The organism is Edwardsiella ictaluri ATCC 33202 (assembly GCF_000264785.1).
In the GTDB taxonomy this organism is placed as follows: domain Bacteria; phylum Pseudomonadota; class Gammaproteobacteria; order Enterobacterales; family Enterobacteriaceae; genus Edwardsiella; species Edwardsiella ictaluri.
The window spans coordinates 40,407-64,818 of sequence record NZ_AFJI01000008.1; the positions used below are offsets into that span (position 1 = coordinate 40,407).

Below are 24,412 nucleotides of genomic sequence, written 5' to 3' on the forward strand. Positions count from 1 at the left end.
AGCGCAAGAGCATGGACACGCTTATGGAGAGTAAATCCTTTTTATCAAACATGTCGGTGGTTTTTCTGCGCTCAGAGCCCGGTCGTCAACCTGATACCGTTTGTAGAGGAATATGGCTGGTAAAGCGTAGAAACGTTGGTAACAATTCCAGTGTCTGGCGTTTCTCTCTATCAACGTTGGCCATGCGACCGTTGGGCTGCATATACCAGTAGTGCAGCCGCTGCAGAGAGGGTGAGCGACTACAGGCCCAGGCTATATCTTTGTGTATCGCACTCAGGGTTTCTACCTGCGGCGTGGCGCTTGAGCGCAGTTTTCCCACGCCGGGCTGGAGTTGTAGGGTACCGAGTCCGCTATTGCCGAGGCCGGATATTTTCAGCACGGATTGGCGGATGGCCCACAGCTGGGTGATCGCCTCCAGCCTATCCTCTTGGCGTGCGATCCAGACTTTTTCCGTATTGCTCAGGTACTGCTGCTGCAGGGTGACGAATCCACCCTGGCGGGCGCGGATAACCTCAATATCCAGACCTACCTTACCGGTACATCCCAGCATCACCCCGACGATATTGCTGCCATAGGCAAGGCTGAAGTCGGGCAGGCAGGGATCGATAAAAAAAGGACGCCCGTGGCAGTCGATCGCCGTACGCGGCAGTTTATTGTGGCCATACAGAATGGCCATCAGCTCCGCCAGCGCAACCCGGGCGTGCAGAAAACGCTCACGCCGTTTAGGTGAGTAGTGGAGTGAGGTTGCAATGACGTCTTCGGTGAGTCGATGGACGTCCAGTGGGCGATGCTCTGTGTTCCACCAGACAAAGTGGCTTTCCATAGTCTCTCCCTATACTGCCGATCATAATGATGCGTCAGGCGGTAAAGATCGGCGCATTTACCGTGTCAGTCCAGCATGCCTGTCACATGGCGGTTGTATAACCCTTAGAAGTATTTATCCTCTAACGATATTTGATAATCATCATGTATGTAATGTGTGGCATAGCGCACTGATTTGGTTACCACGCTAGCGAGGAATACGAAATAAGAGGAGACATGCGATGGAAAAGAAGGCGTAAACCTTGGCGGCGATGGGGGATGTTGGCGCTGGTGGCTGCTGCGATCGGTTGCACGCCGCTGCGCACGCTGAGCGGCGATCTGGCGGCGCTGCAGCGTCTGCTGGGGGAGATGGGGTTTGTCTATGGCGCGCTGGGCTATATGATCCTGTTTATTGCCGCCTCGCTGATGCTGTTTCCGGGCAGTATTCTGGTGATCGCGGCGGCGATGCTGTTTGGGGTATGGTGGGGAACGCTATTTTCACTGTTGGCGGCGACGCTGGCATCCGCCTGCGCCTTTCTGCTGGCGCGGTATTTGGGGCGTGACTGGCTACAGGCCCGTTTTGGGTCGCGTCCCCTGTTTCAGCGGATCACTTTGGGGATGACGCGCTATGGCGTCGACTTTTTGATTTTTACCCGCCTGGTGCCGCTGTTTCCCTACAATATTCAAAACTATGTATATGGGCTGACGGACATCGGCTTTTGGCGATATACCTGGATTTCAGCGTTAACGCTGTTACCGGGGACATTTCTCTACAGCTATATGGCGGCGACATTGGCGCAAAATGGGGTGACCTGGCAGGTTAGCGTAGAACTGCTGCTGTGCGGCCTGCTGCTGTTTGTCATTACCCAGGCGGCACGCCAGGTATACCGTCATTGTCTCGGCGCGGTATGCGATAGTCCAGATACGGTGTCAGATGACTGAGGTTGTACGAGGAGATAAGAATGGATAGCCATCAGCTGTTTTGTCAGGAGATGGCCGGCGTGAAGCCGCTGGTCCCGGATCGCCGCGTGTCGACGGCGCGCGCCACGCCACCCAGTGAGGCGCAGTTGGCCCGGCGGGCGGCTGCGCAGCGGACCTTGGATGTGTCTTTGGACTCGCTCTCGATGGCGTCGGTCGAGATGCTACGTCCGTGCGATCTGCTGGGATTTAAGCGTGAGGGGATCCAAGACGGGGTTTATCGTAAGCTGCGGCTGGGTAAATATGCACTGCAGGCGGTTCTGGATCTGCACCGTCATACGCTGATCGAGGCGCGCACCGCGCTGCTGCAGTTCGTGGCGGACTGCATCGCGCGCGACGTTCGTACCGCGCTGGTATTGCATGGCAAAGGGGAGCGCAGCCAGCCTCAGGCGCTGCTGAAAAGCTATGTCAGCGCCTGGCTGCCGCAGATCCCTGACGTGATGGCGATACACAGCGCCGATAGGCGCCACGGCGGCAGCGGCGCGCTCTATATCCTGCTGCGTAAGAGCGAGCGGCGTAAGGCGGATAACCGAGAGCGTCACCAGAAACGACGGGGATAACGCCGGGCGGGCCGGCGTTCGTTTCGGCCTAGCCTCACTTGCCGATGCAGAAGCTGGTGAAAATGCGCCCCAGCAGATCGTCAGAGGTAAATTCGCCGGTGATCTCGCTGAGCGACTGCTGCGCCAGACGCAGCTCTTCGGCTAGCAGCTCACCGGCCATGGCGCCGAGCAGCTGATCTTTTCCCTGCTGCAGGTGCAGGGCGGCCTGATCCAGCGCCTGCAGGTGACGGCGGCGCGCCAGAAATCCCCCCTCCAGACGGGTGTCAAAGCCCATACTGCGCTTGAGGTGATCGCGCAGCACGTCGACGCCAGCGCCGGTGCGGGCCGACAGGCGCACCAGCGTATGGCCATCGCAGTCGCTGATCCCCAGCGTCTCACCGGTGACGTCCGCCTTATTCCGCACTACGGTAATGGGCAGGCTTGCTGGTAGACGCGCAATAAAATCGGGCCAGATGGCGGCGGGATCGGTGGCGTCGGTGGTGGTGCCGTCGACCATAAACAGTACGCGATCGGCGCGCTCGATCTCCTGCCAGGCGCGCTCAATGCCGATACGCTCCACCTCGTCGCTGGCCTCGCGCAGCCCGGCGGTATCGATGATGTGCAGCGGCATGCCATCGATATGAATATGCTCACGCAGGACGTCGCGAGTGGTCCCGGCGATATCAGTGACGATAGCCGCCTCTCGTCCGGCCAGCGCATTGAGCAGACTGGATTTCCCGGCGTTAGGACGCCCGGCGATCACCACTTTCATCCCCTCACGCAGCAGGCTGCCCTGGCGCGCTTCCGTGCGTACGCCGGCCAGTTCATCCATCACCGCATTCAGATGAGCCTCCACCTTACCGTCGGAGAGAAAGTCTATCTCTTCATCGGGAAAGTCGATGGCGGCCTCGACGTAGATACGCAGGTGGATCAGGGACTCGACCAGCTGATGGATGCGCGCCGAGAAGACGCCCTGCAGCGAGTTGACCGCCGAGCGAGCCGCCTGCTCTGAGCTGGCATCGATAAGGTCGGCAATCGCCTCGGCCTGCGCCAGATCCATTTTATCGTTGAGGAATGCACGTTCGGAAAACTCACCCGGACGGGCGATGCGCAGTTCCGGCAGTTGCAGAATACGCTTTAACAATAAATCGAGGATCACCGGACCACCGTGGCCCTGTAGCTCCAGAACATCCTCTCCGGTAAAGGAGTTGGGGCCGGGGAAATAGAGGGCAATGCCCTGATCCAGCGGGGTTCCATCATGGTCTCGGAACGGCAGGTAATCGGCATAGCGCGGTTTGGGCAGCTTGCCCAATAGCGCCATGGCTACGGCCTGCGCCTGCGGGCCGGATACGCGCAGGATCCCTACGCCGCCGCGTCCCGGCGCGGTAGCCTGGGCGACGATGGTGTCGGATGAGCTGATCATGTTCTCTCTCTTTTGGCGTTGAGTGCTGGCCCGCGCGGCGGGCGGCAAGAAAAAAGGGGCGGTCATCAGACCGCCCCCCTGGTACCTCGCTGCATCAGCGTGGGTTATTTTTTATCCCTGCTGTGCAGACCGCGTTTTTCCAGACCGCGGTAAATCAGCTGCTGCTGGATGATGGTAACCAGGTTGCTGACGATATAGTACAGCACCAGGCCTGAAGGGAACCACAGGAAGAAGACGGTAAAGATAACCGGCATAAACGTCATGATCTTCTGCTGCATCGGATCGGTGACGGTTGTCGGCGACATCTTCTGGATGAAGAACATGGTTACGCCCATCAGGATAGGCAGAATGTAGAACGGGTCCGGCGCGGCCAGGTCATGGATCCACAGGGCAAACGGCGCCTGACGCAGCTCGACGGAGCCCATCAGCATGTAGTACAGGGCCAGGAAGATAGGCATCTGGATCAGCAGCGGGAAGCAGCCGCCCAACGGGTTAACCTTCTCGGTCTTGTACAGCGCCATCATCTCCTGGCTCATGCGCTGTTTGTCATCGCCGATACGTTCGCGCATGGCCTGCAGCTTGGGCTGCAGCATACGCATCTTGGCCATCGAGGTGTACTGCGCCTTGGTCAGCGGGTACATGATGCCACGAACGATAAAGGTGATGATAATGATGGCGAAGCCCCAGTTCCCGACGAAGCTGTGGATCAGCTGCAGCAGCTTGAACAGCGGCTGAGAGATAAACCACAGCCAGCCATAGTCCACGGTCAAATCAAGGTGTGGCGCAACGGCAGCCATATCGCTTTGCAGCTCCGGACCGACCCACAGCGTGGTGCTGAGCACCTTCTCTGTGTTTGGCGCGACGCTAACGGACGGCGCCTTATAGCCGATAGCCGCCTGGCCATTACCCAGATTGGCGCTGTAGAAGGTGTTTACGCCGCTGTCGTGCGGGATCCAGGCGGTGGCGAAGTACTGTTGCAGCATGGCGACCCAGCCGCCTTTCGTCTGCACGTTCAGGTTCTTGTCTTCGATATCGCTGAAGCTGTACTTCTGATACTTGTCATCGCTGGAGGAGTAAGCCGCGCCGCGGAAGGTGTGCAGTGCAAAGTTGTTGCTGCCGGTATCGCGGTGCTTTGGCAGATCGACGGATTGCTTGAGCTGCCCGAACAGGGTCAGATCCAGTGCGTCGTGGCTGTCGTTTTTCACCTTATAGTCAACGGCGATGGCGTAGTCATTGCGCTTAAGAACGAAGGTTTTGGTGTAGATAACGCCGTTTGCAGCAGTATAGGTCAGCGGGATTCGCAGCTCATCCTGGCCCGGCAGCATTTCATAGCTGGTTTGGTTAGCGCTGTACAGCGGGCGGGCGCCGTTCGCCGGGTTATCCGGACCGCTCTTGCCGGTCAGGCCGCTCTGAGCCTGGTAGACAAACTGCGGCGTGGTTTCCAGCAGTTGGAATGGGGTATCTGAGCCCAGAGTAGCCGGGTAGGCCAGCAGATCGGCCTGCTCGATGTCACCACCGCGGGTGTTGATGGTCAAAGCCAGTACGTCGGTCTTAACCGTAATAAGCTTACCCTGACCGCTTTCCGGTACTGCCTGGCTAGCGGTGTCACTTATGCTCTGTCCTGCTGTCTGAGCGACCGGCTGCGGATTATGGTCCGTCTGCCAGGCCTGCCAGATTAAGAAGGACACGAACAGCAGAGCGACGAGGAATAGATTACGTTGCGAATCCATCTTAATGTTCTCTGTTATTGGTCTTTGGCGGCACGGGATCATCGCCACCCGGGTTCAAAGGGTGGCATTTTAATACGCGTTTCAGCGTCAACCAACTGCCTTTTACCATTCCAAACCTGCGCAATGCCTCAATTCCGTACTGTGAGCAGGTAGGATGGAAGCGGCAGTGTGGCCCAAGCAGCGGACTGATAAAGCGCTGATAACCACGTATCAGCGCAATCAGGAGGCGCGAGCCTGGCGACAATGGCGACGCCATAATTTTTCCAACATCTCTGTCAGCGCCCGATTATCGAGTTCCTGAACACCCTTTTTGACGATTACCACAAAGTCCATAGCTGGCAGCGAATGCTGACGCAGACGGAAACTTTCGCGTGTCAGGCGCTTGATACGGTTACGCTCATGAGCGCGTTTGACATGCTTTTTGGCGACAGTAAGACCGATGCGGGGATACCCCAGCGAGTTCATACGGCCGAGAATGGTAAGTTGGGGCGTACCGGCTCGTTGCGGTTGCTGGAAGACGAAATTGAAGTGATTGGGAGTTAACAAACGTAACTCCCTAGGGAAACTTAGCTTAACCACTAATCTGGTCAGCTAAATTAACCGGCTACGGTCAGACGAGCGCGGCCTTTAGCGCGGCGACGGGCAAGAACCTGACGGCCATTTTTATTTGCCATACGGGCACGGAAACCGTGGGTACGGTTGCGTTTCAATACGGACGGTTGGAAAGTGCGTTTCATAGCGATTTCTACCTAAACTTTAAATAATTACTGATCAGTAAACGCGTTTGGCTACTCGACGTGAGAACGACCGACGCCTCAATCGCATATATTAAAGAGGCAGGATTGTAATAATTGTACAGTCCTGAGTCAATTGACTTATGCCAAGCAGCTCACCTGGGCTCACACGGGTAAACCCGCTGTCACCGTCACACCTAACCTTCCGGAGGGTTGGGGTACTGCGTTTCCGGCAACAGAACGCAGGCGTAACGCGTGGGTGGCAAATTATACGGACTCCCTACCAAAGCGCAAGGATCTTAGCGCGATCCTTCTGTCGATCTTGGGATCAGTATGGCATTGATCAACGGTTTTTCTGAAAGTTTCCGCTTTGTGCTGCCGTTAACGCTATATTGCATAGGAAAAGGAATAATCCATACAGGGGCTGGCTGGTCTGTGGATAAAAAGGAGCGATTCTGTGCAGAAGAAGAGGATCTTCTGGGCGGTTTAGGCTATGATCCGCCATCCCAATCGCGATCCCTTTCTTGTGAGGGGCGGTTGTGCGAGTATGCCGTGCAAGCGGTGACCAGGAAGTGGTCAAGTTGTGGGTAACCTGTTTATGATCCCGCCGCCCCGTTGGGATCCGGCCGCGTTGCGCGCCGCGGGCTACCGGCTGCATTTCCGGTAATGAAAACCATAAATACCCTAATCATTTCTTCTTTATCTTTGTTCGAGTGGAGTCCGCCGTGTCACTTTCGCTTTGGCAGCAGTGTCTTGCCCGATTGCAGGATGAGTTACCTGCCACAGAATTCAGCATGTGGATCCGTCCTCTTCAGGCGGAGCTCAGTGACAACACGCTGGCGCTGTATGCGCCTAACCGCTTTGTTCTTGATTGGGTTCGTGATAAATATATTAATAATATTAATGGCTTGCTGAATGATTTTTGCGGTTCCGATGCGCCGGTGTTGCGTTTTGAGGTGGGCAGTAAGCCGATAGTCCCGGTTGCGGTCAGCAGCGCCGCCAGCAGCGGCGCGAGCGTGCCGCCGGCCGCCGTACGGGCCAGCAGTCTGGCGCGACCGAGCTGGGAGCGGGTTACTGCGCAGCCGGAGCTCTCCTACCGCTCCAACGTTAATCCTAAGCACACCTTCGATAACTTTGTTGAGGGTAAGTCTAACCAGCTGGCGCGCGCGGCGGCGCGTCAGGTGGCGGATAATCCGGGTGGTGCCTATAATCCGCTGTTTCTATACGGCGGTACCGGCTTGGGTAAAACGCACCTGCTGCATGCGGTAGGCAACGGCATCATGGCGCGTAAGCCTAATGCCAAAGTGGTATACATGCACTCTGAGCGTTTTGTTCAGGATATGGTCAAGGCGCTGCAGAATAATGCTATTGAAGAGTTCAAGCGCTACTACCGCTCTGTCGATGCGCTGTTAATAGACGATATTCAGTTTTTTGCCAATAAGGAGCGCTCACAGGAGGAGTTTTTCCACACCTTTAATGCGCTGCTGGAGGGCAATCAGCAAATCATCCTGACTTCCGATCGCTATCCTAAGGAGATCAATGGGGTAGAGGACCGCTTGAAGTCGCGCTTCGGCTGGGGACTGACGGTGGCCATTGAGCCGCCGGAGCTGGAGACGCGGGTTGCTATTCTGATGAAAAAAGCCGATGAAAACGACATTCGTCTGCCGGGCGAAGTGGCTTTCTTTATTGCCAAACGCCTGCGCTCGAACGTCCGCGAGCTGGAGGGGGCACTGAACCGGGTTATCGCCAACGCCAACTTTACCGGGCGGGCGATCACCATTGATTTTGTACGCGAAGCGCTGCGTGATCTGCTGGCGCTGCAGGAAAAGCTGGTCACTATCGACAACATCCAGAAGACGGTGGCGGAGTACTATAAAATTAAAGTGGCCGACCTGCTGTCCAAGCGCCGCTCCCGCTCCGTTGCCCGCCCACGCCAGATGGCGATGGCGTTGGCCAAGGAGCTGACCAACCACAGTCTGCCGGAGATCGGCGATGCCTTTGGTGGCCGGGACCATACCACGGTGCTGCACGCCTGTCGTAAGATTGAGCAGCTGCGTGAAGAAAGTCACGATATAAAAGAAGATTTTTCTAATTTAATCAGAACGTTGTCATCCTAATTACCTAATAATCATCGTAGCGATATGAAATTTATTGTTGAGCGTGAGCATCTTATCAAGCCGTTGCAACAGGTGAGCAGCCCGCTGGGCGGGCGTCCTACGTTGCCGATTCTGGGTAACCTGTTGCTGCAGGTGGAAGATGGCCATCTGTCGCTGACCGGCACCGATCTCGAGATGGAGATGGTGGCCAGGGTACCCCTGGTACAGCCCCATGAAGCGGGAGCGACGACGGTCCCGGCGCGTAAGTTTCTGGATATTTGCCGCGGTCTGCCGGACGGCGCCGAAATCTCGGTGGCGTTGGACGGCGATCGCATGCTGGTTCGCTCCGGGCGCAGCCGTTTTTCTCTGTCTACTCTACCGGCAGCTGATTTTCCAAACCTGGATGACTGGCAGAGCGAGGTAGAGTTTACTCTGCCGCAGGCTACGCTGAAGCGCCTGATCGAGGCGACGCAGTTTTCCATGGCCCATCAGGACGTCCGCTATTATCTGAACGGTATGCTGTTTGAAACCGAGGGCGAAGAGCTACGCACCGTGGCGACGGACGGTCATCGCCTGGCAGTCTGTTCAATGCCTATCGGGCAGAGCCTGCCGAGCCATTCGGTGATCGTACCGCGTAAAGGCGTCATTGAGCTGATGCGTCTGCTGGACGGTGGCGAGACGCCGCTGCGCCTGCAGATTGGCAGCAATAACCTGCGCGCCCATGTCGGGGGGTTCATATTTACCTCCAAGCTGGTTGATGGACGTTTCCCTGATTATCGTCGCGTATTGCCAAAAAATCCGGATAAAGCCCTGGAGGCAGGTTGTGACGAACTGAAGCAGGCCTTTGCCCGCGCGGCGATCCTCTCCAATGAGAAATTCCGCGGCGTACGCTTGCATGTCAGCCATAACCAGCTGAAGATCACGGCCAACAACCCGGAGCAAGAAGAGGCCGAGGAGCTGCTGGATGTGGACTATCCGGGCAGCGATCTGGAGATCGGCTTTAACGTGAGCTATGTTCTGGATGTGTTAAACGCCCTGAAGTGTGAGCGGGTGGTGATGATGCTGACGGATGCGGTTTCCAGCGTACAGATCGAAGATGCCGCCAGTCAGGCGGCAGTGTATGTCGTGATGCCGATGCGTCTGTAACGATGTTTACCTTTTGCCCGCGTAGTGAGTCACCGCGCTGCGACGGATCCGCCGCGGTTATGGCAGGGCGGTGTGCATGGCATTGACCCGTCTGGTGATCCGTGATTTTCGTAATATCGAAGAGGCTGATCTCGCGTTGGCCCCTGGATTTAATTTTTTGGTCGGCGCCAACGGCAGTGGAAAGACCAGCGTGCTGGAGGCTATCTATACGCTGGGGCACGGGCGGGCGTTTCGCAGCCTACAGGCCGGGCGGGTGATCCGTCACGACTGCTCTGCGTTCGTGTTGCATGGCCGCATTGATGACGGTGGCGGGCGGGAGCGGGCGGTCGGGCTGAGCAAGGATCGCCAGGGGGACAGCAAGGTTCGCATCGACGGCAGCGACGGCCATAAAGTGGCTGAGCTGGCGCAGATGCTGCCGATGCAGCTGATCACCCCGGAGGGATTCACCCTGCTCAATGGCGGACCTAAATACCGGCGGGCCTTCCTGGACTGGGGCTGTTTTCACGGAGAGCGGAGCTTTTTTACCGCGTGGAACAATCTGCGGCGGGTGTTGAAACAGCGTAACGCCGCGCTGCGTCAGGTGACGCGCTATGCCCAAATCCGCCCCTGGGATCAGGAGCTGGTGCCGCTGGCCGAACAGGTCAGCGCGCTGCGGGCGGCCTACAGTGAGGCTATCGCCCAGGACATTGCGGCGACCTGCAGCCAGTTTTTGCCAGAGTATGCGCTCTCCTTTTCGTTTATGCGTGGCTGGGATCGCGAGAGCGATTATGCAGCGCTGCTGGAGCGTCACTTTGAGCGCGATCGGGCGCTGACCTATACCGCACAGGGGCCGCACAAAGCGGACTTCCGTATCCGCGCCGACGGTACGCCGGTTGAGGATTTGCTGTCGCGTGGGCAGCTAAAATTGTTGATGTGCGCGCTGCGCCTCGCACAGGGGGAATACCTGACGCGCCACAGCGGCCGTCAGTGTCTGTATCTGATCGATGACTTCGCCTCTGAGCTGGATGCCGGGCGGCGCCGTTTGCTTGCCGAACGGCTGAAATCCACCGGCGCACAGGTGTTTGTCAGCGCGGTCAATGCCGATCAGATCGGCGACATGGTTGATGAAAAGGGCAAGATGTTCCACGTGGAACAAGGTAAAATAGCCGTTTAGATTCGATTTATTACGATAGTTATCCAATGAGCGAGAAAGGCTGATGTCAAATACGTATGACTCCTCAAGTATCAAGGTATTAAAAGGGCTGGATGCCGTTCGTAAGCGCCCGGGCATGTACATCGGGGATACCGATGATGGTACGGGTCTGCACCACATGGTGTTTGAGGTGGTGGATAACGCGATTGACGAAGCGCTCGCTGGTTATTGCAAAGATATCATCGTCACCATTCACAGTGACAACTCCGTCTCCGTACAGGATGACGGCCGCGGCATTCCAACCGGCATTCACCCGGAGGAGGGTGTCTCTGCCGCCGAGGTCATCATGACCGTGCTGCACGCCGGGGGTAAGTTCGACGATAACTCCTATAAGGTCTCCGGCGGCCTGCATGGCGTGGGGGTTTCCGTGGTGAACGCCCTGTCTGAAAAGCTGGAGCTGGTGATCCGTCGCGACGGCCATGTCCATGAGCAAATCTACCGGCACGGGGTACCGGCAGCACCGCTGAAAGTGGTTGGCGACACCGATCTGACCGGTACCCGTGTGCGTTTCTGGCCGAGTATGGAGACCTTCAGCAATGTGGTTGAGTTCCAGTATGACATCCTGGCCAAGCGCCTGCGTGAACTCTCCTTCCTGAACTCCGGCGTCTCCATTCGTCTGTGCGACAAACGCAACGATCGCGAAGATCATTTCCACTATGAGGGTGGGATCAAGGCGTTTGTTGAGTATCTGAACAAGAACAAAACGCCAATCCATCCGAACGTGTTTTACTTTTCGACCATGAAGGATGATATCGGCGTAGAGGTGGCACTGCAGTGGAACGATGGCTTCCAGGAAAATATCTACTGCTTTACCAATAACATCCCGCAGCGCGATGGCGGGACCCATCTGGCCGGTTTCCGTGCGGCGATGACCCGTACGCTGAACAGCTACATGGAGAACGAGGGCTATACCAAGAAGAGCAAAATCTCCGCTACCGGCGACGATGCGCGTGAGGGGCTGATTGCCGTGGTATCCGTGAAGGTACCGGATCCCAAGTTCTCCTCTCAGACCAAGGATAAGCTGGTCTCTTCTGAGGTGAAATCCGCCGTTGAGTCGCTGATGAACGAGCGTCTGGCTGAATACCTGCTGGAAAATCCCAGCGATGCCAAAATTGTCGTGGGCAAAATCATCGACGCGGCCCGCGCACGCGAGGCAGCTCGCAAGGCGCGTGAAATGACCCGCCGCAAGGGCGCGCTGGATCTGGCCGGCCTGCCGGGCAAGCTGGCGGACTGCCAGGAGCGCGATCCCGCCCACTCAGAGCTCTACCTGGTGGAAGGGGACTCCGCGGGCGGCTCTGCCAAGCAGGGACGTAACCGTAAGAATCAGGCGATCCTGCCACTGAAGGGGAAAATCCTCAACGTGGAGAAGGCGCGCTTCGATAAGATGCTCTCCTCGCAGGAGGTCGCGACCCTGATCACCGCACTGGGCTGCGGCATTGGCCGGGATGAGTACAACCCGGATAAGCTGCGTTATCACAGCATCATCATCATGACCGATGCCGACGTCGATGGCTCGCACATCCGTACCCTGTTGCTGACCTTCTTCTATCGCCAGATGCCGGAAATTATCGAGCGCGGTCATGTATATATTGCTCAGCCGCCGCTGTACAAGGTGAAGAAAGGTAAGCAGGAACAGTACATTAAAGACGATGAGGCGATGGATCAGTATCAGATGTCCATCGCACTGGACGGCGCCGCCCTGCATATCAATGCCGCCGCCCCCGCGCTGGCCGGTGAGCCGCTGGAAAAACTGGTGGCGGAATATTACCAGGCGCAGAAGCTGATTGGTCGCATGGAGCGTCGCTATCCCAAAGCGGTGCTGAACCAGCTGATCTATCAGCCGACCCTCAGCGACGCCGATCTGGGGAACCAGGCGCAGGTTGAGCAGTGGATTAACTCACTGGTGGCAACGCTGAACGAGAAAGAGCTGCACGGTAGCGTCTATAGCGCCCGCGCTCTGGAGAATCGCGAACGTCAGATGTTCGAGCCACTGGTGCGTGTGCGTACCCACGGTGTGGATACCGACTATGGGTTTGACTTTGATTTTGTTCACGGCGCCGAGTATCGCCGTATCTGCGCGCTGGGTGAAAAGCTGCGAGATCTGCTGGAAGAGAGCGCCTTCGTGGAGCGCGGCGAACGTCGTCAGCCGGTGGCCAGCTTTGAGCAGGCGCTGGACTGGCTGGTGAAGGAGTCGCGTCGTGGCCTGGCCATTCAGCGTTACAAAGGGCTGGGTGAAATGAACCCGGATCAGCTGTGGGAAACCACCATGGATCCGGAAGGGCGCCGTATGTTGCGTGTGACCATTAAGGATGCGGTGGCAGCCGATCAGCTGTTCACCACCCTGATGGGGGATGCGGTTGAGCCGCGTCGGGCCTTTATCGAAGAGAATGCGCTGAAGGCCTCCAACCTAGACTTCTAATCGCGTATTGTTAAGTCAGTATTTAAGGGGACGGGAACGTCCCCTTTTGCTGTGCAATTGCCAGCGAGCATCGAGTAAGGGAGAGAATCATGCCAATAAAATTGATCGCCATCGACCTTGATGGAACGTTGTTGAACGAAGCGCGGGAAATCACGCCGGCGGTCAAGGCGGCCATTGCCGCCGCGCGTCGGCAAGGCGTTCGCGTGGTCTTAGCCACCGGGCGCCCGTTGGTTGGGGTACAGCGTTATCTCCAGGAGCTGGGGTTGGATAGCGCCGGGGAGTATTGCCTGTGCAACAACGGGGGGCTGATTGTCCATGCGGACAGCGGAGAGACCCTGTTTGAGACTGCGTTGGACTATGGCGACTACCGCTATCTGGAGGCGTTGGCACGAGAGGTGAACTGTCATTTTCACGCACTGGACGCTGATCGTCTGTTTACTGCCAATAAGGATATCAGTAAGTATACGGTGCATGAGTCCTTTATTACCGGCATACCGCTCTATTTTTGCCCGGCAGAACAGATGGATCCCTCCCTGCGTTTCCCCAAAGTGATGATGATCGATCACCCGGCGGTGCTGGAGGCGGCGATCGCACGCATTCCTGCGCAGGTATATCAACGCTATACCCTGCTGCGTAGCAGCCCTTTCTTCTTGGAAATTTTGCATCGCGATGTGGATAAGGGAAAAGGGATCGCGCGTCTGGCACAGCATCTGGGTATCGAGCGTCAGGCGGTGATGTGCATCGGTGATCATGGCAATGATTTAGCGATGATCGAGTATGCCGGTCTAGGGGTCGCGATGGGTAATGCCGAAGCGGCTATTCTGGAGGCAGCGCAGCATGTGACGGCCAGTAACCGTGAAGATGGGGTGGCGCAGGCGATTCGGCAGTGGGTGCTTAATGCCGCCTAAATCAGCGAGATAAAACCATCGTCTCGTGATGATACCTGGTTTATGCTGGGGGAAAGTAGGCCGTCAAGAGGTTCCTATGCGTCATCCTTCAGAAGTACAGCTGACCCACGATGCCCGTGGACATCAGTTGACCAATACCGGCGTTTGGACTCCGGATAGCCACTGGATCGCTTACGATGTCCGCCCACACGGTGGCTCGTTTAGCGGCGTGACCATTGAGCGGGTCAGCGTGCCGGATGGACAGTGCGAGGTTATCTATCATGCCGGCGATGAGGCCTGTGTCGGTGTGGTCACGGTAGCGCCGACGCTGCCGGAGCGCTATGTTTTCATCCATGGTCCGGAGCATCCCGATGCGCAGTGGCAGTATGACTTCCATCATCGGCGTGGCGCCATCGTTAGCGCCGATCGCCCTGGCCAGGCCGAGACTCTGGACGCGTTATCGATCACCGCTCCATATCTCCCCGGGGCCTTGCGCGGAGGTTCCCATGTGCATGTCTTCAGCCCGGATGGTTCACGCCTGAGTTTTACCTATAACGATCATGTGATGCATGAGCATTGCCCTGAGCGCGATCAGCGCAACATCGGGGTAGCCTTGCCGATGGGAGCGGTGCGCGTGAAGAAACAGCACCCACGCGAGTATGACGGCAGCCACTTCTGTGTCCTGGTCAGTGCGACGACGCCGACACCGCGGCCCGGTAGTGATGATATTACCCGGGCTTACGAAGAGGGATGGATCGGTAAGCAGGGATACCTAAAAGAGGATGGTCAGCACCAACGTTGGGCGTTGGCATTTATCGGCGATACTTTGGATCTGGACGGTCGCCGCGTTGCGGAGCTGTTTATCGTCGATCTACCGGCGGAGATGGCGGCCTATCGATGCGCAGGGGATCAACCATTGCAGGGGACCCTCTCGTCGCTTCCTGCGCCACCGGCCGGCATCTGCCAGCGGCGTTTAACCTTTACCCATCAACGGCGTCATCCCGGCCTGGCAACGGTGCCACGCCATTGGGTACGCAGTGCGCCGGACGGCAGTGCTATCGCTTTCCTGATGAGGGATGAGCAGGGTGTGGTGCAGCTGTGGCTGATCTCACCTAATGGCGGTGAGGCCCGCCAGATCACGCACGGCGCGCATGATGTTCAATCTGCTTTTAACTGGCATCCGGATGGGCGCTCGGTGCTGATGGTGATGGATAACAGCGTGGTGCGCTGCGATGTGGCCAGCGGCGCTGTCACCCGGATCACCGGGCGTACGGCGCAGCCCCCCTGTGCTGACGCCGTCATACCGTCACCGGATGGCCGCTGGGTAGCCTATATGCGAGAGGTTAACGGTTGGACGCAAATTTTTGTCGCCCGTCTGACCTCAGATGGCGAGTAGCTTCGGTCAGTTCTCTGGTGCTGCCGGCGGCACCATACCGTTGGTAGCGCTGGCCTGCTCGGCGCGCTGCACCCGGGCGCGCGGCGATTCTGTGGCTGGCTCGTCGTCGGTGCGGTAGTAGTCATAGGGCAACAGCAGCGTATCGACGAGCGCCGACAGCGGTAGATCCAATACTAACAGTGGGCGCATGACCCAGCCGCTCTCCTCGCTGCTGATCATCTGCAGATCGTTTTTGGTTCCCGCATAGTAGCCCTGGTGGGGGCCGACGCGCGTCATGACGCTGGAACATCCGCTGCTGAGTAACAGCATGCTCCCGGCAAGCAGGAGCGTGGTATGGCGCACGAAGGGTGTAGTCATAGTGTCATCCTGGGCTGATTCCAATCTGCCGCCGTCTCTTTCGGCCACGCTGCTTAGCATATACCGTAACATTGACGCTGTGTTTGTTTTTCAGCCAAATTTTATCAATCTGTGCTGTATCATAAAATTTAGATGATACTGCTTGAAAACGTCAGAATCGTCGCCATCTTATTATCAGGGAAATAATGAATACGCCGATAGGGTACTCATTTCATCAATCTGTCCATTGAGAAGATTATTTCATCCTCGCTACATTGTTTAGGGGGTTATCGCTATGCGTAATTTTGATTTGGCTCCGTTGTACCGTTCTGCCATCGGATTCGATCGTTTATTTAATCTTATTGAATCGGGCCAGAATAATACCAATGGGGGATATCCTCCATATAATGTTGAGCTGGTAGATGATAATCACTACCGTATTTCTATTGCCGTTGCTGGCTTTGATGAGGCAGAGCTTGAGATAATATATCACGTTAACTCATTAATTATTAAAGGGTCCCATCTGGTGAGCGACAAGCGGCGAACCTATTTGTATCAGGGGATCGCCGAACGTAATTTCGAGCGTAAATTTCAGTTGGCTGAGCACATTCATATCAATGAAGCTCGACTGGAGAATGGACTATTATTTATCGACTTGGAGCGTATTGTTCCCGAGTCGCAGCAGGCGCGTAAGATTGATATAAAATAACGAAAGTTGGCTGGTTGGCTATTGTTTTTTTTGCCTGCCTTAGGGGATAAGGTAGGTGGGAAATATCCCACCTGAGCATTATTAACATCTCGCTTCTTAGAAGGAGTATATGAACATGCGTAATTATGATCTTGCACCGCTAATGCGCCAGTGGATTGGTTTTGACAAGCTGGCTAATGCCATGCAGACCTCACTGGAGCCGCAGGGATTTCCACCGTATAACATTGAAAAAAGTGATGATAACCACTACCGCATCTCTTTGGCGCTGGCCGGATTTCGCCAGAGTGAGCTGGATCTTGAGGTCGAAGGCCCACGCCTGACAGTACGCGGTAACCCGGTCAAGCCGGAAAAGCCAGTGGAGTATCTGCATCAGGGGCTGGTATGCAAAGCCTTTGAGTTGAGTTTTACGCTGGCAGAGCACCTGACGGTAGAGGGCGCTGCCTTTGAGAACGGTCTATTGAATATCGATCTGGTACGTCACGTACCGGAGGCGCTCCAGCCACAGCGTATTGTCATCAGTGCCGCGCCGCGCGATCCCGCGGCGCTTGAATGTCGGAATGAACCGGATACCCATCAGCAATAATCAGATCCACCATACCCTCCGTGGGTATAAACCCTCTCGATTTGGCGCAGCCGTTGCTGCGCCTTTTTTATTCTGTAATTTTAAATTTTTCCAGAATAATCAAAATAAAGGGACTTAGTGGTTGACTTGTCGCATCGTCCAACTGCAGGTAATGTGGCTGTTTTATCCCTAATCCCCCGCGTGGTCTGCTATGACGTTTTCTGCTTTTGGCGAGAGATTTACCCGTTACTCTGCAATCACCCGTCTGATGGACGATCTCAATAGTGGCCTGCGTACGCCCGGCACCATTATGCTGGGCGGTGGTAACCCGGCACGGATTGTGCAGATGGAAGATTATTTTACCTCCCTATACCGTGAACTGCTGGAGGAGGGGACGCTGGGCGAAGCGCTGTGCAACTATGATGGGCCACAGGGTAAAGATACGCTGCTGGAGGCGTTGGCCAGACTGCTGTCAGAACAGTATGGCTGGCCGATTGGAGCACAAAATATTGCACTGACTAATGGTAGTCAGAGCGCGTTTTTCTACCTCTTTAACCTGTTTGCGGGACGGTGCAGCGATGGCGCTCGGCGGCGGATCCTGTTTCCACTGGCGCCGGAGTATATCGGTTATGCCGACGCCGGCCTGGAGGATGATCTGTTTGTTGCGCACAAGCCCAGCATTGCCCTGTTGCCGCAGGGGCAGTTTAAGTACCATATCGACTTCGATCGCCTGAAGATTGAGGATGACATTGGACTGATCTGCGTATCGCGTCCAACCAACCCAACCGGGAACGTGCTGACGGATGAAGAGCTGACCCGACTGGACGCTCTGGCGCGGCAGCACCGCATCCCACTGCTGATCGATAATGCCTACGGGGTGCCCTTTCCCGGTATCCTCTTTACCGATGTGACGCCGCAGTGGAATCCGAATACGATCCTGTGTATGAGTTTGTCGAAACTAGGGTTACCGGGCGTGCGCTGCGGGATCGTGGTGGCTGACGAACGAACCATTCAGGCGCTGAGCAATATGAACGGCGTCATCAGTCTCTCTCCGGGCAGCATGGGTCCCGCGTTGGCGCTGCGGATGATCGAGCGCGGCGACCTGCTGCGGCTGAGCCGCGAGGTGATCCGCCCTTTCTATCAGCAACGCGTTGACCAGACGCTGGCGATTCTTCGCCGCTATCTGCCGGAGGAGCGCTGCCTGATCCACCGCCCAGAGGGGGCGATTTTTCTTTGGCTATGGTTTAAGGATCTACCGATTGGCAGCGAGGTGCTGTATCAGCGACTGAAACAGCGCGGCGTACTGATGGTTCCCGGCGACCACTTTTTCCCGGGGCTGGCGCAGGATTGGCCACATACCCGGCAGTGTATGCGCATGAACTATGTGCCGGATCCGGCGTTGATTGAGCGCGGGGTACAGATCCTGGCAGAAGAGGTCGAGCGCGCCTACCGGGAAGCGGGCGCCGCCTAGCGGGGCATTTGCCGTCAAGGTAAAAAACCCGGCATCAGCGCCGGGTTTTTTATCGCCTTGCGATAGGCCTTTTAGTTCTGCAGCAGCCCAGCGTTTTGCTGTTGGGCCGCCATCAGCGCTTGGTATTTTACCGAAAGGTCGCGCATCAGCTGGTTGTACTGATCGACCTGCGCCTGGGTTTGCAGCTGTACGCCCTGATTATCGAAGTGCACCTGCGGCCCCAGGTTTTGCAGGAAATCACCGACCTGTACCAGCGTTTTGGCGACCGCCTCCGCCTGCGGGATCATCGGCATAACGGCGTTGCTGGGGCCGGTGACAATCTTGGTAAAGGCCTTGTCAAATACAGCTTTGACCTCCTCAGGCTGTTTCAGCGTGGCATAGGTGCTGTCTGCCAGAGCCTTGGCGCTCTGGATCTGCTGGCCCAGCATGTTCAGCGCGCCAAGCTCCCGCTGCAGACGATCTCGCTGGGTCAAATACTCCTGCGGGGTACGGATCTGCTGCAGGGTATTGAACAGCGGCGTCATGCTGCCTTCCATGGCGTGGTTGAAGTTCTGTGAAAAGGTAACCAGGAGAGCATAGTCACCGGCATAGTGCCCCAGCTGCTGTTTTTGGGCCTCGCTCAGGGTGGGGATCGTAACGCTGCCGCGCATTACCGTATTCTGCAGATAGTCGATAAAGGCTTTTTGCTGCTCTTTATCGCTATCGCCGCAGCCACTCAGCTGCATGACGAAAAAGAGTGCCATAACGGGCATCAGCAGACGCTGTACCCATGTTTTTACTGCGAATGTCATGTGAGTGACTCCTGTAAACAGCGCAAGAATGGTGCGAAATCTGTCAATCTAGTGTACCCCGTAAAATGCGGGATAACAGCCATAAAGTAAAAAACCCGCCTGACGGCGGGTTCGATAGCCTGCTCTGCTAACCTACTGCAGAACGGAGATGTCGGCGACCTGCAGGAACAGATCGCGCAGCTTGTTCAGCAGCGTCAGGCGGTTGATGCGGACCTGCTCATCGTCGGCCATGACCATGACCTGCTCGAAGAAGTCATCGACCGGTTGACGCAGGGTCGCCAGCTCAACCAGCGCTTCCTGATAACGGCCGTCGGCGAACAGCGGCGCCAGCTTCTCCTGCAGCGTGATCAGGTTGGCCGCCAGGCGGATTTCCGCCGGTTCCTTCAGCAGGACGGCCTGTACCTGTTCAGCCAGGACATCGCCTGATTTGGCCAGGATATTGGATACGCGCTTATTGGCGGCGGCCAGCGTAGCAGCCTCCGGCAGCGTACGGAAGTGGCTGACGGCGCGTACGCGGGCGTCGAAGTCGGCCGGACGGGTCGGACGGCGCGCCAGCACCGCCTGAATGGTGTCAACGGCATGCCCCTCTTCCTGATACCACGCGCGGAAGCGGCCCAGCATAAATTCCACGACGTCATCGACGACGCTGGCGTTGCCCAGCTTGTCACCGTACAGGCGCACGGCCTCCTGCGTCAGAGTCAGCAGATCCAGCGGTAGCTTTTTCTCTACGACGATACGCAGCACGCCCAGCGCGGCGCGGCGCAGAGCAAACGGATCTTTATCGCCCTTCGGATGCTGACCGATGCCGAAGATCCCCGCCAGGGTATCCATTTTATCGGCAATAGCGACAGCGCAGGCGACCAGGGAGGTGGGCAGCGCATCGCCGGCAAAGCGCGGCATATATTGTTCGTTCAGGGCGACGGCGACCTCTTCGGCCTCGCCGTCGTGGCGGGCATAGTGCATCCCCATGACCCCCTGGGTGTCGGTGAACTCAAACACCATGTTGGTCATCAGATCACACTTGGAAAGCAGGCCCGCGCGGGTTGCCATATTGACATCGGCGCCGATCTGCTGGGCAATCCAGCCAGCCAGCGCGGTGATGCGATCGGTCTTGTCACGCAGGCTGCCCAGCTGCTGCTGGAACAGTACGCTCTCCAGACGCGGCAGGTTGTCCTCAAGGCGCTGCTTACGGTCGGTTTTGAAGAAGAACTCGGCGTCGGCCAGACGCGGGCGCACCACCTTCTCGTTGCCGGCGATGATCTGCTGGGCATCCTTGGAGTCAATATTGGCGACAAAGATGAAGTTTGGCAGCAGCTTGCCTGCCGCATCGTAAACCGGGAAGTATTTCTGGTCACCTTTCATGGTGTATACCAGCGCCTCTGCCGGAACCGCGAGGAATTTCTCTTCGAATCTGGCGGTCAGCACGACCGGCCATTCGACCAAAGAGGTGACCTCTTCCAGCAGGCTATCGCTCAGATCGGCTACGCCGCCGATGCGGGCCGCCGCGGCTTCGGCATCACGCTTGATCAGCGCCTTGCGGGCATCATAGTCAGCGATAACCTTACCGCGCTCCAGCAGGATCTGCGGATACTGATCGGCGCTGTCGAGGGTGAACTCGGCTTCGCCCATAAAGCGGTGGCCACGGATTACGCGATCGGACGGCACCCCAAGGATCGTCGCCGGAATGCTTTCGCTGCCCAACAGCAGGGTGACGGTATGCACCGGGCGGACAAACTGTGTATCGCTGTCGCCCCAGCGCATCAGCTTGGGGATAGGCAGGCGAGACAGGGCGCTGGCGACCAGCGCAGGCAGCAGATCCTGGGCGCGCTGCCCTTTTTGCAGCGCGCGGTATAGCAGCCACTCGCCTTTGTCGGTGCTCAGGCGCTCGGCCTGATCGACACTGATACCACAGCCGCGGGCCCAGCCCTCGGCCGCCTTGGTCGGTTTACCCTCGGCGTCGAACGCTTGGGCGATGGCCGGACCCCGTTTTTCGATCTCGCGATCGGGCTGCGCCGCGTTCAGGGCGGCGACTTTCAGCGCCAGGCGGCGCGGCGCGGCGAACCATTCGATATCGCCGTGCGCCAGACCGGCATTATCCAGTTCTGTGCGGAAGTTGTCGGCAAAGGCCTGCGCCAGGGAGCGAAGAGCTTTCGGCGGCAGCTCTTCCGTGCCGATTTCAACCAGGAAAGTCTGTTGCGTCATGGCTGCCTCTTAATCTTTTTTACACATCGGGAAGCCCAGCGCCTCGCGGGAGGCGTAGTAGGCTTCGGCGACCATTTTGGTCAGGGTGCGGATGCGCAGGATGTAGCGCTGGCGCTCGGTTACCGAGATCGCTTTACGGGCATCCAGCAGGTTGAAGCTATGGGCAGCCTTCAGAATGCGCTCATAGGCCGGCAGCGGCAGCGGGTGCTCCAGCTCCAGCAGCATGCGGGCTTCTTTTTCGTACTGTTCAAAGCAGGCGAACAGGAAATCGACGTCAGCGTATTCGAAGTTATAGGTGGACTGTTCCACTTCGTTCTGGTGGAACACGTCGCCGTAGGTGGTTTTACCCAGCGGGCCATCGCTCCACACCAGGTCGTAGACGCTATCGACACCCTGGATATACATGGCCAGACGCTCTAAGCCGTAGGTGATTTCACCGGTAACCGGCTTACACTCCAGGCCGCCCACCTGCTGGAAGTAGGTGAACTGGGTGACTTCCATACCGTTGAGCCAGACTTCCCAGCCAAGGCCCCAGGCGCCCAGGGTCGGGTTTTCCCAGTTATCCTCGACAAAGCGGATATCATGCACGGTGGGATCCAGCCCCAGCGCTTTGAGTGAGCCCAGGTACAGTTCCTGAATGTTGTCCGGAGACGGCTTGATCACAACCTGAAACTGGTAGTAATGCTGCAGTCGGTTCGGGTTTTCGCCGTAGCGGCCATCGGTTGGACGGCGGGACGGTTGTACATAGGCGGTAGCCATCGGCTCTGGGCCAAGCGCTCGCAGGCAGGTCATCGGATGGGAGGTGCCGGCGCCGACTTCCATGTCCAGCGGTTGGACGATGGTGCAGCCCTGGCGCGCCCAATAGTCCTGCAGAGTCAGGATCAGCCCCTGAAAGGTCTTGATATCAAACTTTTGCATGTTGGATGTGTTCGCACGCGTTCAAGTGGATTGAGACAGAAGGGATCAGTATACCGCCTGAGCGTAAGATATACAGCAATAGTGCGACAAGGCGCGCTTTTTTAGCCCGCAGGCGCCGCTATTGCGGATTTTACGTGCAAAATATCGCATCAGCGCCGGGCGCGGACGCACTGACAGGGTATGATGCGCTGAAGACTGCCATCGGGAGAACGTATGGACGACCACATGCCGCAACGCTGTGCCTGGGTTTCGGCCGATCCGCTGTATCTCGCCTATCACGATCATGAGTGGGGTAGGCCGCTCTATGACGGTCGGGCGCTGTTCGAACTGCTGTGTCTGGAGGGGCAGCAGGCCGGGCTCTCCTGGCTGACGGTGCTGAAAAAGCGTCAGCGTTACCGGCAGGCTTTCCATAGCTTTGATCCCGCCAAGGTGGCAGCGATGACGGCAGAGGATGTCGCTGGCCTGTTGTTGGACAAGGAGCTGATCCGCAACCGGCGCAAGCTGGAGGCGATCGTCACCAATGCCCGGGCCCTGCTGGCGATGGCGCAGCGTGGTGAGGATTTTTCGGCCTTTGTATGGTCGTTCGTCGGCGGTGCGCCGCTTGCGTCGCCGGAGGGCGCATGGCAGATGCTGACGCACACGTCGACTTCTGATGCGTTGGCCCGTGCGCTGAAGCAGCGTGGTTTTACCTTTGTCGGTACCACGATCTGCTATGCCTTCATGCAGGCCTGTGGGATGGTGAGTGACCATATGCCCGGCTGCTATCTGTACCCGGATGCGTCCCCTGCATCTGCGTCCGGCCAGACCCGCTGATGCGTCGGCGCTGCTGGCGCTGTGGCTGAAGCTGACGATCCAGGCTCATCCGGACATTCCGCCTGGCTACTGGCGCGCCAGTCTGCCGTGGGTGCGCGATGCCTATCTGCCGGGGGGACAAACGTGGCTGGCGACCGATCGTGGCCGAATCGGCGGTTTTGTCTGCATATTGCCTGGCCATCTGCTCGGTGCGCTGTTTGTGGCGCAGCGCTACCGTGGACGTGGCATGGCACAGCGTCTGATGCGCCACGCTAAACGCCACCATCCCTGGCTGCTGTTAGAGGCGTACTGTGCCAACCGGCGGGCGCTGGCTTTTTACCGTCGGCAGGGATTTCTCTGCATCGACAGACAGATTCAGGCGCAGACAGGCCGGGCGGTGGTCACGCTGCTGTGGCAGCGTGGGGCGGTGCTTGAGAAACGCGGGCATCTTGATTACACTGCGCGTTCTTCCGTCATGGGGGAGTAGTCTGCCGGTGCGCCAGCACCGGGGCTGACGTCAACAAACTTGGTGTGATCACCATGGCGTCAGCGCCCGTCACGAGATGGGCTGACGAGACCTGTGGCCGGTCAAGGCGTACTCCGGGGTGAGGGCCTGATCGTGCCATGTGTCTATGAGACTCACCCCGGTATATGTTCCACAGTGTCCATTATTCTTACTTCGATGAGTTCCGTCGCCCTGGCTGAAATTGGTGATAAAACTCAGCTTTTGACGCTGCTGTTGGTAGCGCGCTTTGGTAAGCCTGTCCTGATCCTGTTGGCAATTATTCTGGCAACGCTGGTTAACCACTACTTTGCCGCCCTGATAGGGGAGCTGGTCACTCAGTTTCTCAGCCCGCAGATTATGCGCTGGATGGTCGCGGCGGGCTTCCTGGTCATGGCCGTGTGGGTGTTGTTTCCCGATAAAAATGACGGTGAGATCCGCGGGGGACATCCCTTCTGGACGTCGCTGGCGGTGTTCTTTCTGGCTGAAATTGGCGATAAGACCCAGATTGCGACCGTCCTGCTGGGCGCGCACTATCAGCATATTACCTGGGTCGTCCTGGGGTCGACGCTGGGGATGGTGCTGGCCAATGCGCCCATGCTGTGGTTCGGTGCCCGGCTGCAGCCCTACCTGAAAAGTGGCTGGGGAAGACGACTTTCTTCCCTGCTGTTTTTTATTTTAGGAGTTGTTACCCTTATTCTCTGACGTAATTTTTGCTCCACTCATACTGCATACTGAACCAATGCCCGCCGAGCCGGTCAGACGGGGCAGCGTGACCGCGGCAGGCG

General features: G+C 57.5%; 24 protein-coding genes and 1 riboswitch. Of the genes, 14 read left to right on the top strand and 10 right to left on the bottom strand.

Features of this window, described 5'->3' with window-relative positions; genetic code table 11:
- Positions 1-85: 85 nt before the first annotated feature.
- Positions 86-823, bottom strand: coding sequence for a 4'-phosphopantetheinyl transferase family protein (locus tag EIEH_RS00760; RefSeq protein WP_015873067.1), 738 nt, complete (start codon positions 821-823; stop codon positions 86-88).
- A gap of 269 nt (positions 824-1,092) precedes the next feature.
- Between EIEH_RS00760 and EIEH_RS00765 the strand changes: the two genes are divergently transcribed.
- The gene (locus EIEH_RS00765; protein ID WP_035608320.1) at positions 1,093-1,743 is read left to right on the top strand and encodes a TVP38/TMEM64 family protein; all 651 of its coding nucleotides are present in this window, start codon (positions 1,093-1,095) and stop codon (positions 1,741-1,743) included.
- Positions 1,744-1,763: 20 nt separating this feature from the next.
- Positions 1,764-2,339 carry a DNA endonuclease SmrA gene (smrA, locus tag EIEH_RS00770; protein WP_015873069.1) on the top strand — a complete coding sequence of 192 codons (576 nt, stop codon included), beginning with the start codon at positions 1,764-1,766 and terminating at the stop codon, positions 2,337-2,339.
- 34 nt (positions 2,340-2,373) lie between these two features.
- Here the strand turns inward: smrA and mnmE are convergent, their stop codons facing one another.
- From mnmE to rpmH, 5 genes are all read right to left on the bottom strand, one after another.
- Positions 2,374-3,738, bottom strand: coding sequence for a tRNA uridine-5-carboxymethylaminomethyl(34) synthesis GTPase MnmE (gene mnmE / locus EIEH_RS00775; RefSeq protein ID WP_035608323.1), 1,365 nt, complete (start codon positions 3,736-3,738; stop codon positions 2,374-2,376).
- Positions 3,739-3,845: 107 nt separating this feature from the next.
- Entirely contained in the window at positions 3,846-5,471 is a 1,626-nt protein-coding gene (gene yidC / locus EIEH_RS00780) for a membrane protein insertase YidC (protein WP_015873071.1), read from the bottom strand.
- A gap of 1 nt (position 5,472) precedes the next feature.
- On the bottom strand, positions 5,473-5,727 hold the full coding sequence (gene yidD / locus EIEH_RS17030; protein WP_071525660.1) for a membrane protein insertion efficiency factor YidD: 255 nt from the start codon (positions 5,725-5,727) through the stop codon (positions 5,473-5,475).
- A complete protein-coding gene (rnpA, locus tag EIEH_RS17035) occupies positions 5,691-6,050 on the bottom strand; it encodes a ribonuclease P protein component (RefSeq protein ID WP_015873072.1) in 360 nt (119 codons plus the stop codon). Before rnpA ends, yidD begins: the two co-directional genes overlap by 37 nt.
- A gap of 17 nt (positions 6,051-6,067) precedes the next feature.
- The gene (gene rpmH, locus EIEH_RS17040) at positions 6,068-6,208 is read right to left on the bottom strand and encodes a 50S ribosomal protein L34 (RefSeq protein WP_015462599.1); all 141 of its coding nucleotides are present in this window, start codon (positions 6,206-6,208) and stop codon (positions 6,068-6,070) included.
- Between the two features lie 722 nt (positions 6,209-6,930).
- Between rpmH and dnaA the strand changes: the two genes are divergently transcribed.
- The 6 genes from dnaA to EIEH_RS00815 all read left to right on the top strand — a co-directional run bounded on the left by dnaA (position 6,931) and on the right by EIEH_RS00815 (position 15,341).
- Complete coding sequence (dnaA, locus tag EIEH_RS00790; RefSeq protein ID WP_015869489.1) at positions 6,931-8,322, top strand: chromosomal replication initiator protein DnaA; 1,392 nt, start codon at positions 6,931-6,933, stop codon at positions 8,320-8,322.
- A 24-nt stretch (positions 8,323-8,346) separates the two neighbouring features.
- Positions 8,347-9,447: a DNA polymerase III subunit beta gene (gene dnaN, locus EIEH_RS00795; protein WP_012846885.1), complete on the top strand. Its 1,101-nt coding sequence runs from the start codon at positions 8,347-8,349 to the stop codon at positions 9,445-9,447.
- Between the two features lie 76 nt (positions 9,448-9,523).
- On the top strand, positions 9,524-10,600 hold the full coding sequence (recF, locus tag EIEH_RS00800; RefSeq protein WP_015869490.1) for a DNA replication/repair protein RecF: 1,077 nt from the start codon (positions 9,524-9,526) through the stop codon (positions 10,598-10,600).
- A gap of 43 nt (positions 10,601-10,643) precedes the next feature.
- Positions 10,644-13,058 (top strand): DNA topoisomerase (ATP-hydrolyzing) subunit B, encoded by a 2,415-nt coding sequence (gyrB, locus tag EIEH_RS00805; protein WP_015869491.1) that lies wholly within the window; start codon positions 10,644-10,646, stop codon positions 13,056-13,058.
- Positions 13,059-13,147: 89 nt separating this feature from the next.
- Positions 13,148-13,966, top strand: a complete 819-nt coding sequence (gene yidA / locus EIEH_RS00810) for a sugar-phosphatase (RefSeq protein ID WP_015869492.1) — start codon at positions 13,148-13,150, stop codon at positions 13,964-13,966.
- Between the two features lie 76 nt (positions 13,967-14,042).
- Positions 14,043-15,341 (top strand): YidR family protein, encoded by a 1,299-nt coding sequence (locus EIEH_RS00815; RefSeq protein WP_015869493.1) that lies wholly within the window; start codon positions 14,043-14,045, stop codon positions 15,339-15,341.
- A 6-nt stretch (positions 15,342-15,347) separates the two neighbouring features.
- Here the strand turns inward: EIEH_RS00815 and EIEH_RS00820 are convergent, their stop codons facing one another.
- Positions 15,348-15,698 (bottom strand): YceK/YidQ family lipoprotein, encoded by a 351-nt coding sequence (locus tag EIEH_RS00820; RefSeq protein ID WP_081167119.1) that lies wholly within the window; start codon positions 15,696-15,698, stop codon positions 15,348-15,350.
- 274 nt (positions 15,699-15,972) lie between these two features.
- Between EIEH_RS00820 and ibpA the strand changes: the two genes are divergently transcribed.
- The 3 genes from ibpA (at position 15,973) to EIEH_RS00835 (ending at position 18,419) form a co-directional block, all read left to right on the top strand.
- A complete protein-coding gene (gene ibpA, locus EIEH_RS00825; protein WP_015869496.1) occupies positions 15,973-16,386 on the top strand; it encodes a small heat shock chaperone IbpA in 414 nt (137 codons plus the stop codon).
- A gap of 115 nt (positions 16,387-16,501) precedes the next feature.
- Complete coding sequence (gene ibpB, locus EIEH_RS00830) at positions 16,502-16,969, top strand: small heat shock chaperone IbpB (RefSeq protein WP_015869497.1); 468 nt, start codon at positions 16,502-16,504, stop codon at positions 16,967-16,969.
- A gap of 190 nt (positions 16,970-17,159) precedes the next feature.
- Positions 17,160-18,419: a valine--pyruvate transaminase gene (locus EIEH_RS00835; protein WP_015869498.1), complete on the top strand. Its 1,260-nt coding sequence runs from the start codon at positions 17,160-17,162 to the stop codon at positions 18,417-18,419.
- A gap of 71 nt (positions 18,420-18,490) precedes the next feature.
- On the opposite strand, the gene EIEH_RS00840 is transcribed toward EIEH_RS00835, so the two are convergent.
- The 3 genes from EIEH_RS00840 to glyQ form a co-directional block, all read right to left on the bottom strand.
- Complete coding sequence (locus EIEH_RS00840) at positions 18,491-19,210, bottom strand: DUF3053 domain-containing protein (protein ID WP_015869499.1); 720 nt, start codon at positions 19,208-19,210, stop codon at positions 18,491-18,493.
- A gap of 132 nt (positions 19,211-19,342) precedes the next feature.
- Complete coding sequence (glyS, locus tag EIEH_RS00845) at positions 19,343-21,412, bottom strand: glycine--tRNA ligase subunit beta (protein ID WP_015869500.1); 2,070 nt, start codon at positions 21,410-21,412, stop codon at positions 19,343-19,345.
- 9 nt (positions 21,413-21,421) lie between these two features.
- Positions 21,422-22,330, bottom strand: a complete 909-nt coding sequence (glyQ, locus tag EIEH_RS00850; RefSeq protein ID WP_012846896.1) for a glycine--tRNA ligase subunit alpha — start codon at positions 22,328-22,330, stop codon at positions 21,422-21,424.
- Positions 22,331-22,543: 213 nt separating this feature from the next.
- Here glyQ and EIEH_RS00855 point away from each other — a divergent pair, with 213 nt between their 5' ends.
- The 3 genes from EIEH_RS00855 (at position 22,544) to EIEH_RS00865 (ending at position 24,329) form a co-directional block, all read left to right on the top strand.
- Positions 22,544-23,143, top strand: a complete 600-nt coding sequence (locus tag EIEH_RS00855; protein ID WP_015869502.1) for a DNA-3-methyladenine glycosylase I — start codon at positions 22,544-22,546, stop codon at positions 23,141-23,143.
- On the top strand, positions 23,106-23,609 hold the full coding sequence (locus EIEH_RS00860; protein WP_015869503.1) for an N-acetyltransferase: 504 nt from the start codon (positions 23,106-23,108) through the stop codon (positions 23,607-23,609). The genes EIEH_RS00855 and EIEH_RS00860 overlap by 38 nt, the downstream gene beginning before the upstream one ends.
- A riboswitch (yybP-ykoY riboswitch) is annotated at positions 23,589-23,692 on the top strand. It overlaps the preceding gene by 21 nt.
- A 112-nt stretch (positions 23,693-23,804) precedes the next feature.
- Entirely contained in the window at positions 23,805-24,329 is a 525-nt protein-coding gene (locus EIEH_RS00865; protein ID WP_015869504.1) for a TMEM165/GDT1 family protein, read from the top strand.
- Positions 24,330-24,412: the final 83 nt, after the last annotated feature.

Coding starts and splice junctions, on each gene's coding strand:
- EIEH_RS00760 (WP_015873067.1), bottom strand. CDS start 823: ATGGAAAGCCACTTTGTCTGGTGGAACACAGAGCATCGCCCACTGGAC.
- smrA (WP_015873069.1), top strand. CDS start 1,764: ATGGATAGCCATCAGCTGTTTTGTCAGGAGATGGCCGGCGTGAAGCCG.
- yidC (WP_015873071.1), bottom strand. CDS start 5,471: ATGGATTCGCAACGTAATCTATTCCTCGTCGCTCTGCTGTTCGTGTCC.
- yidD (WP_071525660.1), bottom strand. CDS start 5,727: ATGGCGTCGCCATTGTCGCCAGGCTCGCGCCTCCTGATTGCGCTGATA.
- rpmH (WP_015462599.1), bottom strand. CDS start 6,208: ATGAAACGCACTTTCCAACCGTCCGTATTGAAACGCAACCGTACCCAC.
- dnaN (WP_012846885.1), top strand. CDS start 8,347: ATGAAATTTATTGTTGAGCGTGAGCATCTTATCAAGCCGTTGCAACAG.
- recF (WP_015869490.1), top strand. CDS start 9,524: ATGGCATTGACCCGTCTGGTGATCCGTGATTTTCGTAATATCGAAGAG.
- gyrB (WP_015869491.1), top strand. CDS start 10,644: ATGTCAAATACGTATGACTCCTCAAGTATCAAGGTATTAAAAGGGCTG.
- yidA (WP_015869492.1), top strand. CDS start 13,148: ATGCCAATAAAATTGATCGCCATCGACCTTGATGGAACGTTGTTGAAC.
- EIEH_RS00815 (WP_015869493.1), top strand. CDS start 14,043: ATGCGTCATCCTTCAGAAGTACAGCTGACCCACGATGCCCGTGGACAT.
- EIEH_RS00820 (WP_081167119.1), bottom strand. CDS start 15,698: ATGACTACACCCTTCGTGCGCCATACCACGCTCCTGCTTGCCGGGAGC.
- ibpA (WP_015869496.1), top strand. CDS start 15,973: ATGCGTAATTTTGATTTGGCTCCGTTGTACCGTTCTGCCATCGGATTC.
- ibpB (WP_015869497.1), top strand. CDS start 16,502: ATGCGTAATTATGATCTTGCACCGCTAATGCGCCAGTGGATTGGTTTT.
- EIEH_RS00835 (WP_015869498.1), top strand. CDS start 17,160: ATGACGTTTTCTGCTTTTGGCGAGAGATTTACCCGTTACTCTGCAATC.
- EIEH_RS00840 (WP_015869499.1), bottom strand. CDS start 19,210: ATGACATTCGCAGTAAAAACATGGGTACAGCGTCTGCTGATGCCCGTT.
- glyS (WP_015869500.1), bottom strand. CDS start 21,412: ATGACGCAACAGACTTTCCTGGTTGAAATCGGCACGGAAGAGCTGCCG.
- glyQ (WP_012846896.1), bottom strand. CDS start 22,330: ATGCAAAAGTTTGATATCAAGACCTTTCAGGGGCTGATCCTGACTCTG.
- EIEH_RS00855 (WP_015869502.1), top strand. CDS start 22,544: ATGGACGACCACATGCCGCAACGCTGTGCCTGGGTTTCGGCCGATCCG.
- EIEH_RS00860 (WP_015869503.1), top strand. CDS start 23,106: ATGCGTCCCCTGCATCTGCGTCCGGCCAGACCCGCTGATGCGTCGGCG.
- EIEH_RS00865 (WP_015869504.1), top strand. CDS start 23,805: ATGAGTTCCGTCGCCCTGGCTGAAATTGGTGATAAAACTCAGCTTTTG.